The sequence below is a fragment of the Lysinibacillus halotolerans genome, from assembly GCF_003711845.1.
Taxonomy (GTDB): Bacteria; Bacillota; Bacilli; order Bacillales_A; family Planococcaceae; genus Ureibacillus; species Ureibacillus halotolerans.
Genome location: NZ_RHLQ01000009.1, coordinates 15,902 through 30,241, shown reverse-complemented (window position 1 = coordinate 30,241; position 14,340 = coordinate 15,902). Strand labels below are relative to the sequence as shown.

Below are 14,340 nucleotides of genomic sequence, written 5' to 3'. Positions count from 1 at the left end.
TATTAACACTATCAATTTAAACTGTCAAATATTTTTATAAAAATCCTTCCGGAAGAATTACCCTTCTCCCGGAAGATTTTTATATGAAATATACATTTGAATTGTATATTTATTCTGCAGATGTCAGTTCTTCAACTGCTTCAGTTTCTTCGATACGAATCTGACGATAACGTTGCATACCAGTACCAGCCGGAACTAGTTTACCGATAATAACATTTTCTTTCAGACCAAGAAGTTCATCACGTTTACCTTTAATAGCAGCATCCGTTAACACACGAGTTGTTTCTTGGAATGATGCAGCAGATAAGAATGATTCTGTTTCAAGAGATGCTTTTGTAATACCTAGGATAACAGGACGACAAGTTGCAGGAACTTTACCGTTAATAATTGCATCTTTATTTGCTTCAGTGAATTGGTGGATATCAAGTAATGAACCTGGTAATAACTCTGTATCACCTGCTTCAATTACACGAACTTTACGAAGCATTTGGCGTACCATTACTTCAATATGTTTATCTCCAATTTCTACCCCTTGCATACGGTATACTTTTTGCACTTCTTTTAATAAATATTCTTGAACAGTTGCTACGTCCTTAACTTTTAATAATTGTTTTGGATCAATAGAACCTTCAGTTAAAACTTGACCAGGTTTAATCACATCACCAAGTTGTACTTTTAAGCGAGCATTGTATGGCGCTTGGTACTTACGTGTTTCGATTTCACCCTGGATTGTAATTTCTTTTAAGCCTTCACGAATTTCTTCGATCTCAGAAACAGTACCTGAGATTTCAGAGATAACCGATTGCCCTTTAGGATTACGAGCTTCGAAAATCTCCTGAATACGTGGAAGACCTTGTGTAATATCGTTACCAGCAACCCCACCAGTATGGAATGTACGCATTGTTAATTGTGTACCTGGTTCACCGATTGATTGAGCAGCGATAATACCTACCGCTTCACCTACTTCAACCTCTTCACCAGTTGCTAAGTTGATACCGTAACATTTTTTACATACACCATGTTTTGTATTACATGTGAATGCAGAACGAATTGTCACTTCTTTAATACCAGCATCTTCGATTTCACGAGCTATATCTTGAGTGATTAATTGATCACGCTCTAAAATAACCGCACCTGTTTCAGGGTGACGAATTGTTTTCTTCGTATGACGACCAATAATACGCTCTTCTAAAGTTTCAATTACTTCAGTGCCTTCCATTAAAGCACCGATTGTTAAGCCGCGGTCAGTACCACAATCGTCTTCACGTACGATGACATCTTGGGCAACGTCTACTAATCGACGAGTTAAGTAACCTGAGTCCGCAGTTTTTAATGCTGTATCGGCTAGACCTTTACGAGCACCGTGAGTAGAGATGAAGTATTCCAATACTGTTAAACCTTCACGGAATGAAGATTTGATTGGAAGTTCGATAATACGTCCAGCTGGGTTGGCCATTAATCCACGCATACCAGCAAGTTGTGTAAAGTTAGATGCGTTACCACGGGCACCAGAGTCACTCATCATGAAGATTGGGTTCGTATCTGGTAAAGAGTCCATCAGTTTAGACTGAATTTCATCTTTCGCCGCAGACCAGCTTGAGATGACACGATCATAACGTTCTTCTTCCGTAATTAAACCACGACGGAATTGAACCATTACTTTATCTACTTTTTTCTGTGCTTCTTCTAAAATTTCAACTTTTTCAGGTAATACAACGATATCTGAAATAGCAACTGTAATACCAGCTTTAGTTGAATATTTAAATCCTAGGTCTTTCATACGGTCAAGCATTTTAGACGTTTCTGTAATATGGAATCGTTTAAATACTTCCGCAATGATATTTCCTAAGAATTTTTTACGGAATGGGCTAATTGTTTTAACTGAAGCAAAGTGTTTTTGTAACACAGCTTGGCGTTGTGCTTCTACTTTTTCATTTTCTGAAAGTTCATTGTAACCTTCAGTAGCTTCTAGCTCTTTTAACGTTTCTTCATCAATTGTTAACGTTGTGAAGTATTTCTCAGGTGTTTTTTGTTCTAAATTCACAGCTGTTGGTTCATTAATATAAGGGAATGATTCAGGAAGAATTTCGTTGAAAATCACCTTACCTACTGTTGTTAATAAGAACTGTTTATTTTGTTCTTCTGTAAACGTAGGGTTATTTAATGAACTTGCTTTTACAGCAATGCGAGTGTGTAAATGTACATTACCAGTTTGGTAAGCAATTAATACTTCGTCAGTACCGTAGAATACAGAACCTTCACCACGAGCTCCTGCACGCTCAAGCGTTAAGTAATAGTTACCTAATACCATATCTTGAGATGGAGTTACAACTGGTTTACCATCTTTTGGATTTAAGATGTTTTGAGCAGCTAACATAAGTAAGCGAGCTTCCGCTTGTGCTTCTGCTGATAATGGAACGTGAACCGCCATTTGGTCACCATCGAAGTCAGCGTTGTAAGCTGTACATACTAATGGGTGTAGACGAATCGCACGGCCTTCTACTAATGTTGGCTCGAATGCTTGAATACCAAGTCTGTGAAGAGTCGGTGCACGGTTAAGTAACACTGGATGTTCACGGATTACATCTTCTAAAACGTCCCATACTTCGTTGTGCATACGCTCAATTTTACGTTTTGCACTTTTAATGTTATGAGCTAGGCCTCGTTCAACAAGTTCTTTCATAACGAAAGGCTTGAATAACTCGATTGCCATTTCTTTTGGAAGACCACATTGGTACATTTTTAAGTTTGGACCTACTACGATAACGGAACGACCAGAATAGTCTACACGTTTACCAAGTAAGTTTTGACGGAAACGACCTTGTTTCCCTTTTAACATATGTGATAGGGATTTTAAAGGACGGTTACCAGGTCCTGTAACAGGACGACCACGACGACCATTATCAATTAATGCGTCAACCGCTTCTTGTAACATACGTTTTTCGTTTTGAACAATGATGCTTGGTGCACCAAGGTCAAGTAGACGTTTTAAACGGTTGTTACGGTTAATTACTCGACGATATAGATCGTTCAAGTCAGAAGTAGCAAAACGACCACCGTCTAATTGCACCATTGGACGAAGCTCAGGTGGAATGACAGGTAGTACATCTAAGATCATCCATTCTGGTTTATTACCAGAGTTTCGGAATGATTCGATTACTTCAAGACGTTTAATTGCACGTGTGCGACGTTGGCCTTGAGCAGTTTTCAACTCTTCTTTTAATGAAATTGTTTCTTCTTCTAGATCAATTTGTTCTAGAAGTTTTTTAATTGCTTCTGCACCCATTGCCGCTTCGAAGCTGTTACCGAATTTTTCACGGTATGCACGGTATTCTTTTTCAGATAAAAGTTGTTTTTTATCTAAGCTAGAATCACCTGGTTCGATTACAACGTATGATGCAAAATAAATAACTTCTTCCAATGCACGTGGTGACATATCAAGAATAAGTCCCATACGGCTTGGAATACCTTTGAAATACCAAATATGAGATACAGGTGCTGCTAGTTCAATATGACCCATACGTTCGCGGCGAACTTTTGCACGAGTAACTTCTACACCACAACGGTCACAAACTACGCCTTTATAGCGCACACGTTTGTATTTACCACAGTGACATTCCCAGTCTTTTGTAGGTCCGAAAATACGTTCACAGAACAGACCGTCTTTTTCTGGTTTTAAAGTACGATAGTTAATAGTTTCAGGTTTTTTTACTTCTCCATATGACCATGAACGAATCTTATCCGGTGAAGCTAAACCGATTTTCATATATTCAAATTCATTAACATCTATCAAGGAGCCTACCTCCCTTTAGTATAAGTCCTCTGAGACTTTCCGAAGCTCAACATTAATTTTAAAAATTAATAATGTATTTTAATAATGGGCAGGCAGAAAATCTTTCTCCTGCCCAATTATTATAATTATTCCATTGATTCTACAGCATCTTCTTTTTCACTAGCTGGTAAGATGTTTAATGCATCTGTTGGTTGAAGTTCATCTTCATCGTCTAAATCGCGAAGTTCAACTTCTTCATCATTAACTGTTAACATTTTCACATCTAAACCTAATGATTGAAGCTCTTTAATTAATACTTTGAAAGACTCTGGAACACCTGGTTCTGGAACACTTTCACCTTTAACAATTGCTTCATAAGTTTTCACACGACCAACAACGTCATCGGATTTAATCGTTAAGATCTCTTGAAGAGTGTATGCAGCACCGTAAGCTTCAAGTGCCCAAACCTCCATCTCACCGAAACGTTGACCACCAAATTGCGCTTTACCACCAAGTGGTTGTTGCGTAACTAGTGAATAAGGTCCAGTTGAACGAGCGTGAAGTTTATCGTCAACCATGTGAGCTAATTTGATCATGTACATGATACCAACTGAAACTCGGTTGTCGAATGGTTCACCCGAACGACCATCATAAAGAATTGTTTTACCGTCGCGGTTCATACCTGCTTCTTCCATTGTTTCCCAAACATCTTCTTCGTTGGCTCCATCAAATACTGGCGTTGCCATATGAAGACCTAAGTAACGAGCAGCCATACCTAAATGAAGCTCTAAAACTTGTCCGATGTTCATACGAGATGGTACACCAAGTGGGTTTAACATGATGTCAACAGGAGTTCCGTCTGGCATAAACGGCATATCTTCTTCAGGTAAAATACGTGAAATTACCCCTTTGTTACCGTGACGTCCGGCCATTTTATCCCCAACGCGGATTTTACGTTTTTGAACAATATAAACACGAACTAATTGGTTAACGCCTGGTGGTAACTCATCGCCATCTTCACGGTTGAAGACTTTAACATCTAGAACGATACCGCCAGCACCATGAGGTACACGTAATGAAGTATCACGTACTTCACGAGCTTTCTCACCGAAGATAGCATGTAATAAACGCTCTTCAGCAGTTAACTCCGTTACCCCTTTAGGTGTAACTTTACCTACTAGAATATCGCCATCACGAACCTCAGCACCAATACGGATAATTCCACGGTCGTCTAAGTTGCGAAGTGCATCTTCCCCGACATTTGGAATATCACGAGTGATTTCTTCAGGTCCTAATTTTGTATCACGAGATTCTGATTCATATTCTTCAATATGAACAGAAGTGTAAACATCGTCTTTTACTAGACGTTCGTTCATAATAACGGCATCTTCATAGTTGAACCCTTCCCATGTCATGAAGGCAACTAAAACGTTACGTCCAAGGGCAAGTTCACCTTTTTCCATTGATGGACCATCGGCTAAAATGTCCTTCGGTTTAACACGATCGCCAACTTTTACGATTGGGCGTTGGTTAATTGAAGTACCATGGTTCGAACGAGTGAATTTTTGAAGTTTGTATTTCGTTAATTCACCTTTTACTTCTTTCCCATCAATTTCTTCAATACGACGTACATGAATAGAACGTGCTTCAACGTGTTCTACAATACCGTGGTATTTGTTTACTACAGCAGCCCCTGAGTCACGAGCGTTAACGTGTTCCATACCAGTACCAACAAATGGTGCCTCTGGGTTTAACAAAGGAACAGCTTGACGTTGCATGTTCGCACCCATAAGCGCACGGTTAGAGTCATCGTTTTCTAAGAATGGAATACACGCTGTGGCAGCAGATACTACTTGTTTAGGCGAAACGTCCATATAGTCAACACGGTCTTTTTTGAATACTGTGTTATCCCCACGGAAACGACCTAAAACTTCATCATTTGCGAAAGTTCCATCCGGATTTAACTTGGAGTTCGCTTGCGCAACAATATAATTATCTTCTTCGTCAGCAGTTAAGTAATCAATTTGATCTGTCACTTGACCTGTTTCAGGATCAACACGACGATATGGTGTTTCAATGAAACCAAATTTATTTACTTTTGCATAAGAAGAAAGTGAGTTGATTAACCCGATGTTTGGACCCTCTGGAGTCTCAATCGGACACATACGACCGTAGTGAGAGTAGTGAACGTCACGTACTTCCATACCTGCACGCTCACGAGTTAAACCACCAGGTCCTAAAGCAGAAAGACGACGTTTGTGAGTTAACTCAGCTAACGGGTTTGTTTGGTCCATGAATTGCGATAATTGAGAGCTACCAAAGAACTCTTTTATTGATGCAATAACTGGACGAATATTAATTAATTGTTGAGGTACGATAGACGCAGTGTCATTAATAGACATACGTTCACGTACAACACGTTCCATACGGGATAAACCGATACGGAATTGGTTTTGTAACAATTCACCTACTGAACGTAAGCGACGGTTACCTAAGTGGTCGATATCATCTGTATTTCCTACACCATGTAATAAGTTAAAGAAGTAAGACATCGATGCAATCACATCAGCTGGTGTGATATTTTTCACTTCTTCATCTACATAAGCGTTTGAAATAACATTGATTTCTTTTTGCGCTTCATCATTTGGTGCAAAGATTTTAATTGATTGAATCGTTACGTCTTCTTCTAATACCCCACCAACTTGGGATAATGTACGGAAGCCGATTCCATTTTCTAAATAAGGAATAATACGGTCTAAAGTACGACGATCAAGTGTAGTACCTTTTTCAACTAAAATTTCTCCTGTTTCTGGATCGACAAGAGTTTCTGCAACCGTTTGATTGAATAAACGATTTTTAATGTGAAGCTTTTTGTTCATTTTATAACGTCCAACGTTTGCTAAATCATAACGTTTAGCATCGAAGAAACGAGAATATAATAAGCTTTTTGCACTTTCAACTGTAGGTGGTTCACCTGGACGAAGACGCTCATAGATTTCTAATAACGCTTTTTCAGTGCTATCAGTGTTATCTTTTTCAAGCGTGTTTCGTAAATACTCGTTATCACCAAGAATATCAATGATTTCTTGATCTGAACCGAACCCTAAAGCACGTAATAATACTGTTACTGGAAGTTTACGTGTACGGTCAATACGTACATACACTACGTCCTTTGCATCAGTTTCGTACTCTAACCAAGCACCGCGGTTTGGAATTACAGTTGCACCAAAGCCTTTTTTACCGTTTTTATCAGTTTTATCGTGGAAGTAAACGCTTGGAGAACGAACTAATTGTGAAACAATAACACGTTCGGCACCATTGATTACAAATGTGCCTGTTTCTGTCATCAATGGGAAGTCACCCATGAAGACATCTTGCTCTTTTACTTCGTCTGTTTCTTTGTTGTGGAGACGTACTTTTACGCGCAATGGTGCAGCATAAGTTACGTCGCGTTCTTTACATTCATCAACATCATATTTAGGCTCACCTAAACTATAATCGATGAATTCAAGTGAAAGATTGCCTGTAAAATCTTCGATTGGAGAAATGTCGCGGAACATCTCACGCAACCCTTCTTCAAGGAACCACTCGTAAGATGCTGTTTGAATCTCAATTAAATTCGGAAGCTCCAGCACCTCTTTAATACGCGCAAAGCTTCTACGCTGGCGGTGTTGTCCGTACTGAACTAGTTGACCTGTCAACTCATTCACCCCTCATTAAAGCGATAATAGGTCTTTGCAAAATCAACTAAATAGTGTATGATTTCGAAAGACAAAAAGAAAACGAGTCTTTTCTTAGATCTCATTTTCGGTTAAACTAAACTTATTCATGGTAAGTATACCCACATAAAATATATTGCATACAAAAGGGCAAACTCCCACAAAATAATAATTTTGCATTTTATTATGTTATCATAGCCATTTTGTCAAGTCAATATTTTATATCTTATACTCATTTATTTCCATTCTTACAATGAATGGTTAATTATTTTTTTGCTCGTATAATCCAATAGCCTTTTTTCTTCTCGACTATTTCTACTTCTGCAAACTTTTCTTCTAAATGATTTACTGTAGATGGAGCACCTTGTTTCTTTTGAATGACGACCCACAGCTCTCCCCCAACCGTTAATTTCTCGAAAGCACCGTCATAAAATTTAAAGACCGTATCTTTCCCAGCTCGAATCGGTGGGTTAGTTAAAATTGCGGCAATCGGCAATTCTTCTCCAACAGCAGCAAGACCATCACTTTCAAAAATACGTACATTTTGAACTCCGTTTATTTGCGCATTTTTATTCGCTAGCGCAACTGCCCTTTCATTAATATCCATCATATAAATTGTACGATCTGGATTTTGTTTAGCAATCGATAACCCAATTGGGCCATATCCACAGCCTACATCCAAAATAGCACCTTCTATTTCAGGAAGTTGAAAAGTTTCAATTAAAACACGGGATCCAAAATCTACTTCGCTTTTACTAAAAACACCCGAATCTGTTTCAAATAAGAAAGTATGTCCGAGTAATGTAAATTTCCATTGGCGTGGTTTACTTTCAGTTTGAGGCTTTTTTGAATAATAATGTTCAGACATCGAACCGTGCCCTCCTCAAAGAAAATGAAGAAAGCCCGTCAAAATAGACGAGCTTTCTTTATTTATTGAAAATAGGTAAATGGAGAAATTATTTAACTTCGATTGAAGCGCCAACTTCTTCAAGTTTAGCTTTAATTTCTTCAGCTTCTTCTTTAGATACGCCTTCTTTTAATGGTTTTGGAGCGTTATCTACAACTTCTTTAGCTTCTTTTAAGCCAAGACCAGTGATTTCACGAACCACTTTGATAACTTTGATTTTTTGGTCACCAGCGTTAGCTAGTACTACATCAAATTCAGTTTTTTCTTCAGCAGCAGCTGCACCAGCGCCACCTACTACTGCTACAGGAGCAGCAGCTGTTACACCGAATTCTTCTTCGATTGCTTTTACTAAATCGTTTAACTCAAGAACTGTCATAGCTTTGATAGCTTCTAAGATTTGATCTTTGTTCATTTTATTTTCCTCCTATATGGATATGGTTATTTTATTAGGCTACTTGCCCGAAATTAATTTGTTTGAAGTTTAGGCTGCGATTAAGCGCCTTGCTCTTCTTTTTGTTCTGCAACAGCTTTTGTTGCAAGTGCGAAGTTGCGCACTGGAGCTTGAAGAACTGATAAAAGCATTGAAAGTAAACCTTCGCGTGATGGAAGTTCTGCAAGTGCTTTAACGTCATCAGCAGAAGAAACGTTACCTTCGATAATACCAGCTTTGATTTCAAGCGCTTCGTTCTTTTTAGCGAATTCATTAATGATTTTCGCTGGAGCTACTACGTCTTCGTTAGAGAACGCAACAGCGTTTGGACCAGTTAAGAATTCGTTAATTCCAGCAACACCAGCGATTTCAGCTGCACGACGAGTTAAAGTGTTTTTGTAAACTTTGAACTCAACACCTGATTCGCGAAGTTGTTTACGAAGTTCTGTAACTTGAGCAACAGTTAAACCACGGTAATCCACTACTACTACAGAAGAAGCAGCTTGGAATTTTTCAGCGATTTCTTGTACTTGAACTTTTTTTGTTTCAATTGCATTGCCCATGATTGACACCTCCTATTAGAATGGGTCATTTATACCGACAAAAGAAAAGCCTCTAGTCAATAGAGTAGACTAGAGGCGGAAAATTCATCATCTAAAAAAGAATCCGATTTCGATGTCCTCGGTAGGATAATTAAGTGCAAGCACCCCTACTGTCTACGGTACAAATGGATATTCACAACGTCATCCATCTTACCAAGAAAGAGGAGCGTTGTCAACATATATATTTTATTTCAAACGATCTATATTATCGTACAGTTACGCTAGTAGTATCAACTTTTACAGATGGTCCCATTGTAGTTGTTACATTAACAGACTTCATGTAAGTACCTTTAGCTGCAGCTGGTTTAGCTTTTTGAATAACATCAAATACAGCTAAGAAGTTTTCTACTAATTTTTCTGTATCGAAAGAAACTTTACCGATTGGAGCGTGGATAATACCAGCTTTGTCAGCACGGTATTCTACTTTACCAGCTTTGATTTCTTGAATCGCTTTTGTTACATCGAAAGTAACAGTACCAGTTTTAGGGTTTGGCATTAAACCTTTAGGTCCTAATACACGACCAAGTTTACCAACTTCACCCATCATATCTGGAGTTGCAACGATTACATCGAAATCGAACCAACCTTGTTGGATTTTGTTGATGTATTCTGCATCGCCTACATAGTCTGCACCTGCAGCTTCAGCTTCTTTAAGTTTTTCACCTTTAGCGAATACTAATACACGTTGAGTTTTACCAGTTCCGTTTGGTAGTACTACTGCACCACGGATTTGTTGGTCGTTTTTACGAGTATCGATACCAAGTTTGAAAGCCACTTCAACAGTTGCGTCGAAGTTTACTGTGCTTGTTTGTTTTGCTAAAGCGATAGCTTCTTCAGCATTATATAATTTTGAACGGTCAACTAATTTAGCTGCTTCTTGCAGTCTTTTACCTTTTTTTACCATTATATTTTCCTCCTTGATTGTGGTTTTAGCGGATATTCCTCCCACGAATAGAGGTTGCGAGTTCAAAAAAGAACTTACCGCAACCTCCAAAACAAAAGCCTTCATCATCAAGTAACCAGGACTTGTTAACGATTAGTCTTCGATAACAATACCCATGCTTCGTGCTGTACCTTCAACCATCGCCATAGCTGCTTCAACTGATGCAGCGTTTAGGTCTGGCATTTTTTGTTCAGCGATTTCGCGAACTTTATCACGTTTAACCGTTGCAACTTTTTTACGGTTTGGTTCACCTGATCCAGATTGGATACCTGCTGCAACTTTAAGTAATACTGCTGCAGGTGGAGTTTTTGTAATGAAAGTGAAAGAACGGTCTTCGAAAACTGTGATTTCTACTGGAATAATTAAACCAGCTTGATCAGCAGTACGAGCGTTGAACTCCTTACAGAATCCCATGATATTTACACCTGCTTGACCTAATGCAGGACCAACCGGTGGAGCTGGGTTAGCTTTACCAGCAGGGATTTGAAGTTTTACAATTTTAATAACTTTTTTAGCCACGAGACACACCTCCTTAAGTCCGTGATGTGGTAATTGGGTTGCCCCTCCCACTCAAATATCTGTCTGTCAGCTAATTGCCGATAACATTAAAAGATTAACTTTAATTTGACAAACTATCATTTAGACGGTCTGACCTATGAAATGATACCACTTTTAATTTATATAAGCAAGTGAAATTATAAAGCAATTTCGGCAACATAACTTTTCGATAGTTTATCATCGCGCTTATTATGGCGATTTTCTATAGATATAAGTAAGTTCCTAACATTCATTTATAAACCTAAATTTTTTGAATTTGTTCGAAGTCTAATTCCATTTTCGTTTCACGACCGAACATATCAATTGTTACTTTAATTTTGCCTTTATCAGCATCAATCTCTTCTACTTTACCTTGGAAATGAGCAAATGGTCCGTCTAAAACTTCGACTACTTCACCAACTGTAACGTCTAACTCGCCAACTGTTTTCTTCGTAATTCCCATTTGACGTAATAGACGATCTACTTCTTCAGGTAATAAAGGTGTTGGTTTTGCACCACCACCAGAAGAACCAATAAAGCCTGTTACACCCGGTGTATTACGTACTACATACCATGATTCATCCGTTAAAATCATTTCAACTAATACATAACCTGGGAAAACTTTACGCATTACCGTTCTTTTTTTACCATCTTTTAAATCCGTTTCTTCATGTTCAGGTACGATAACACGGAAAATGTTATCTTGCATCCCCATCGTTTCTACACGTTTTTCAAGGTTTGCCTTTACACGATTTTCATATCCTGAATAAGTATGAACTACATACCATCTTTTCTCCATAACGTTTTCGGACTAGTCGTCCGTCCCTCCTTCACTTATCACATATACACTGACGAAGTCTTATAAATTGTTTACCATAAATAATACAATTAACAAAACAAATGAAAAAAACCCGTTAACATTGAAAGACGGGCTATTTTCGAAATATTAACATCGTATTATTATAAATCTATATACCAACGGAATAGTTCTGAAACGCCTAAGTCAACTAACACAAAAAATATTGCCATAAAAATCACTGTTGAAACTACGACAATCGTATATTTTGTAAGCTCTTTACCTTTTGGCCAGCTTGTCTTTCTCATTTCAGACGTTACATTTTGAAAAAACTGTTTAATCTTGCCCATTCTAGCTTAACCTCCGAACAAATCATCTATTCTATGTTTCAATTGACTTTACTACATAATTATCGTGTTTGTTTGTGTACAGTGTGTTCGTTACAATGTGAGCAAAACTTTTTCAATTCTAGTCGTTCAGTTGAGCCAACTCTTTCAGGAACCGAATAGTTTCGAGAGCTACATTTTTCACAACATAAAACAATTTTCTTTGCCATCTTGAAAATTCACCTATTTCGGCATTTTGTCTTTTAAAGACTACCACCTAAAAGTTTTGCTGTCAACAAGTGGTGCTGTACCGCTAGCTTATCTCACCTATTTCTAGATGACGCTCCAATTTACGTTTTACCCGTTGAAGAGCATTGTCGATCGATTTTACATGCCGATTTAACTCTTCTGATATTTCAAAGTAGGATTGTCCATCTAAATATAAGGATAACACTTGTTGTTCTAATTCACTTAATATTTCGCCAATTTTTTCTTCAAGATGGGAATATTCCTCACGATTAATCATTAAATGTTCTGGATCATCCGATTCAGAGCTAGTGATGATATCCATCAAGGTACGATCTGATTCTTCGTCATAGATTGGTTTATCAAGAGATACATAGGAATTTAGCGGAATATGTTTTTGTCTCGTAGCTGTTTTAATAGCTGTAATAATTTGACGAGTAATACAAAGTTCCGCAAACGCTCTAAAAGACGACAGCTTATCCCCTTTAAAATCTCTTATCGCTTTATATAAACCTATCATTCCTTCTTGAATGATATCTTCCTTATCTGCTCCAATTAAAAAATAAGAGCGTGCCTTCGCTTTAACAAACATACGATATTTCGTAATTAAATAATCTAACGCTTCTGTATTACCTTGATGCACTTCTTCAATCAGTTGTTCATCTGAAAGGTCTTCAAATCGTTGCAACACTTGTGTCTGATTACTTTTTAGCATTGGCCTCACCCCAGAACGTTCTGTATTGTCATAGGAACAGTATAACGGAATTGGAAAATATAGGTCAATCAGTTATTTCAAACCCCGTCGCCATTTTTCAAAAGCTAACTCTACTTCTTCTGATAATTGAATTCTAGATTTCGGTTTTTCTTCATTCGTCATTTTTTTTACTTCTTGAGAAATATTCGATTTGATAATTGCCATTTCAATTTCTAATTCACGAGCCGATTTCCGTAGAGCGCCATTTCCGAAAATAACGTTTTGTTCTGTTAAATCGGAAGTGGCAACATAAATTTGGACTTTTCTACCCTTTAGTTCATTTGTTAACTTTTCGATACATTCATCGGCAGTTTCATTTTTTCTAGTATAAATTATTTCAACTGCATTTTTCACATAATTTTGTTGAGCACCTGGAACTAGGTGGGCATCAAACACAACAATTACTCGACAGCCAAGGGCAGCTCTGTATTCCGCCATTAGATCAAGCAAGTGATTGCGGGCTTCTTCAAAGTTTGTTTCCCGAAGAGGCCGCAATTCTTTCCATGCGCCGATCATATTGTAACCATCAACAATCAAAATCGTTTGCATAATTCTTATCCATTCTTTTCTTGTCGTTTACGGTATACTTCATACATTAATAAGGCAGCAGCAACTGAAGCATTTAATGAATTTACATGACCTACCATCGGCAAATGGTATAAGAAATCACATTTTTCTTTTAGTAATCGACTCATCCCTCTACCCTCGCTGCCTATAATGACAGCTAGCGGAAGCGTCGCATCCATTTTGCGATAATCTACAGATCCTTTTGCATCCGTCCCCGCAATCCAAACACCACGGTCTTTCAATTCATCAACTGTTTGAGCTAAATTCGTTACACGAACAACTGGTACATGTTCGATTGCACCAGTCGAAGCTTTTGCAACAACTGCTGTTAAACCAACTGCCCGTCTTTTAGGAATTATAATACCGTGAACCCCTATTGCATCTGCAGTACGCATAATCGAACCTAAATTATGGGGATCTTCCAATTCATCAAGAATGAGGAAAAACGGATCTTCATTTTTTTCTTTAGCCGCATTAAATAAATCTTCAATTTCTGCATAATGATAAGCTGCCACAGAAGCTACTATTCCTTGATGGTTCGCATCCGACAATTGATCAACTTTTTTCTTAGGAACAAATTGAACTAATACACCGCGCTCACGTGCTAAGTCTAACAATTCATTGACTCCAGTTTTTTTGACTCCCTCTGCTATCCATAATTTATTAATTTCACGTCCAGACCGAAGCGCTTCAAGAACTGGATTTTTTCCAGCAATCATTTCGCCGTTGTGTTCACTCATG

13 protein-coding genes and 1 other annotated feature are annotated in these 14,340 nt (G+C 38.0%); all 13 genes read right to left on the bottom strand.

From position 1 onward, the window contains the following. Positions 1 to 109: 109 nt before the first annotated feature. The 13 genes from rpoC to rlmB all read right to left on the bottom strand — a co-directional run bounded on the left by rpoC (position 110) and on the right by rlmB (position 14,339). Positions 110 to 3,793 carry a DNA-directed RNA polymerase subunit beta' gene (gene rpoC / locus EC501_RS05295; RefSeq protein WP_122971262.1) on the bottom strand — a complete coding sequence of 1,228 codons (3,684 nt, stop codon included), beginning with the start codon at positions 3,791 to 3,793 and terminating at the stop codon, positions 110 to 112. Between the two features lie 125 nt (positions 3,794 to 3,918). Next, positions 3,919 to 7,482 carry a DNA-directed RNA polymerase subunit beta gene (rpoB, locus tag EC501_RS05290; protein WP_174232654.1) on the bottom strand — a complete coding sequence of 1,188 codons (3,564 nt, stop codon included), beginning with the start codon at positions 7,480 to 7,482 and terminating at the stop codon, positions 3,919 to 3,921. A gap of 274 nt (positions 7,483 to 7,756) precedes the next feature. Beyond that, complete coding sequence (locus tag EC501_RS05285) at positions 7,757 to 8,359, bottom strand: class I SAM-dependent methyltransferase (RefSeq protein ID WP_122971260.1); 603 nt, start codon at positions 8,357 to 8,359, stop codon at positions 7,757 to 7,759. 88 nt (positions 8,360 to 8,447) lie between these two features. Continuing rightward, positions 8,448 to 8,810: a 50S ribosomal protein L7/L12 gene (gene rplL, locus EC501_RS05280; protein ID WP_122971259.1), complete on the bottom strand. Its 363-nt coding sequence runs from the start codon at positions 8,808 to 8,810 to the stop codon at positions 8,448 to 8,450. Positions 8,811 to 8,890: 80 nt separating this feature from the next. Next, on the bottom strand, positions 8,891 to 9,391 hold the full coding sequence (gene rplJ, locus EC501_RS05275) for a 50S ribosomal protein L10 (RefSeq protein ID WP_122971258.1): 501 nt from the start codon (positions 9,389 to 9,391) through the stop codon (positions 8,891 to 8,893). Between the two features lie 33 nt (positions 9,392 to 9,424). Further along, positions 9,425 to 9,568, bottom strand: a sequence feature (ribosomal protein L10 leader region). A gap of 67 nt (positions 9,569 to 9,635) precedes the next feature. Further along, the gene (gene rplA, locus EC501_RS05270) at positions 9,636 to 10,334 is read right to left on the bottom strand and encodes a 50S ribosomal protein L1 (protein ID WP_122971257.1); all 699 of its coding nucleotides are present in this window, start codon (positions 10,332 to 10,334) and stop codon (positions 9,636 to 9,638) included. 132 nt (positions 10,335 to 10,466) lie between these two features. Beyond that, positions 10,467 to 10,892 carry a 50S ribosomal protein L11 gene (rplK, locus tag EC501_RS05265; RefSeq protein ID WP_141396955.1) on the bottom strand — a complete coding sequence of 142 codons (426 nt, stop codon included), beginning with the start codon at positions 10,890 to 10,892 and terminating at the stop codon, positions 10,467 to 10,469. A gap of 280 nt (positions 10,893 to 11,172) precedes the next feature. Next, on the bottom strand, positions 11,173 to 11,709 hold the full coding sequence (gene nusG / locus EC501_RS05260; RefSeq protein WP_122971256.1) for a transcription termination/antitermination protein NusG: 537 nt from the start codon (positions 11,707 to 11,709) through the stop codon (positions 11,173 to 11,175). A gap of 161 nt (positions 11,710 to 11,870) precedes the next feature. Then, positions 11,871 to 12,056: a preprotein translocase subunit SecE gene (gene secE / locus EC501_RS05255; RefSeq protein WP_122971255.1), complete on the bottom strand. Its 186-nt coding sequence runs from the start codon at positions 12,054 to 12,056 to the stop codon at positions 11,871 to 11,873. 59 nt (positions 12,057 to 12,115) lie between these two features. Then, positions 12,116 to 12,262, bottom strand: coding sequence for a 50S ribosomal protein L33 (rpmG, locus tag EC501_RS05250; RefSeq protein ID WP_122971254.1), 147 nt, complete (start codon positions 12,260 to 12,262; stop codon positions 12,116 to 12,118). 83 nt (positions 12,263 to 12,345) lie between these two features. Next, on the bottom strand, positions 12,346 to 12,993 hold the full coding sequence (sigH, locus tag EC501_RS05245; protein ID WP_122971253.1) for an RNA polymerase sporulation sigma factor SigH: 648 nt from the start codon (positions 12,991 to 12,993) through the stop codon (positions 12,346 to 12,348). Positions 12,994 to 13,065: 72 nt separating this feature from the next. Further along, complete coding sequence (locus EC501_RS05240; protein ID WP_122971252.1) at positions 13,066 to 13,581, bottom strand: NYN domain-containing protein; 516 nt, start codon at positions 13,579 to 13,581, stop codon at positions 13,066 to 13,068. 5 nt (positions 13,582 to 13,586) lie between these two features. Continuing rightward, positions 13,587 to 14,339, bottom strand: coding sequence for a 23S rRNA (guanosine(2251)-2'-O)-methyltransferase RlmB (rlmB, locus tag EC501_RS05235; protein ID WP_122971251.1), 753 nt, complete (start codon positions 14,337 to 14,339; stop codon positions 13,587 to 13,589). Position 14,340: the final 1 nt, after the last annotated feature.

Excerpts from the sequence above, each read along its gene's own strand:
- EC501_RS05285 (WP_122971260.1), bottom strand. The coding sequence starts at position 8,359 with ATGTCTGAACATTATTATTCAAAAAAGCCTCAAACTGAAAGTAAACCA.
- rplL (WP_122971259.1), bottom strand. The coding sequence starts at position 8,810 with ATGAACAAAGATCAAATCTTAGAAGCTATCAAAGCTATGACAGTTCTT.
- rplJ (WP_122971258.1), bottom strand. The coding sequence starts at position 9,391 with ATGGGCAATGCAATTGAAACAAAAAAAGTTCAAGTACAAGAAATCGCT.
- rplA (WP_122971257.1), bottom strand. The coding sequence starts at position 10,334 with ATGGTAAAAAAAGGTAAAAGACTGCAAGAAGCAGCTAAATTAGTTGAC.
- nusG (WP_122971256.1), bottom strand. The coding sequence starts at position 11,709 with ATGGAGAAAAGATGGTATGTAGTTCATACTTATTCAGGATATGAAAAT.
- secE (WP_122971255.1), bottom strand. The coding sequence starts at position 12,056 with ATGGGCAAGATTAAACAGTTTTTTCAAAATGTAACGTCTGAAATGAGA.
- rpmG (WP_122971254.1), bottom strand. The coding sequence starts at position 12,262 with ATGGCAAAGAAAATTGTTTTATGTTGTGAAAAATGTAGCTCTCGAAAC.
- sigH (WP_122971253.1), bottom strand. The coding sequence starts at position 12,993 with ATGCTAAAAAGTAATCAGACACAAGTGTTGCAACGATTTGAAGACCTT.
- EC501_RS05240 (WP_122971252.1), bottom strand. The coding sequence starts at position 13,581 with ATGCAAACGATTTTGATTGTTGATGGTTACAATATGATCGGCGCATGG.
- rlmB (WP_122971251.1), bottom strand. The coding sequence starts at position 14,339 with ATGAGTGAACACAACGGCGAAATGATTGCTGGAAAAAATCCAGTTCTT.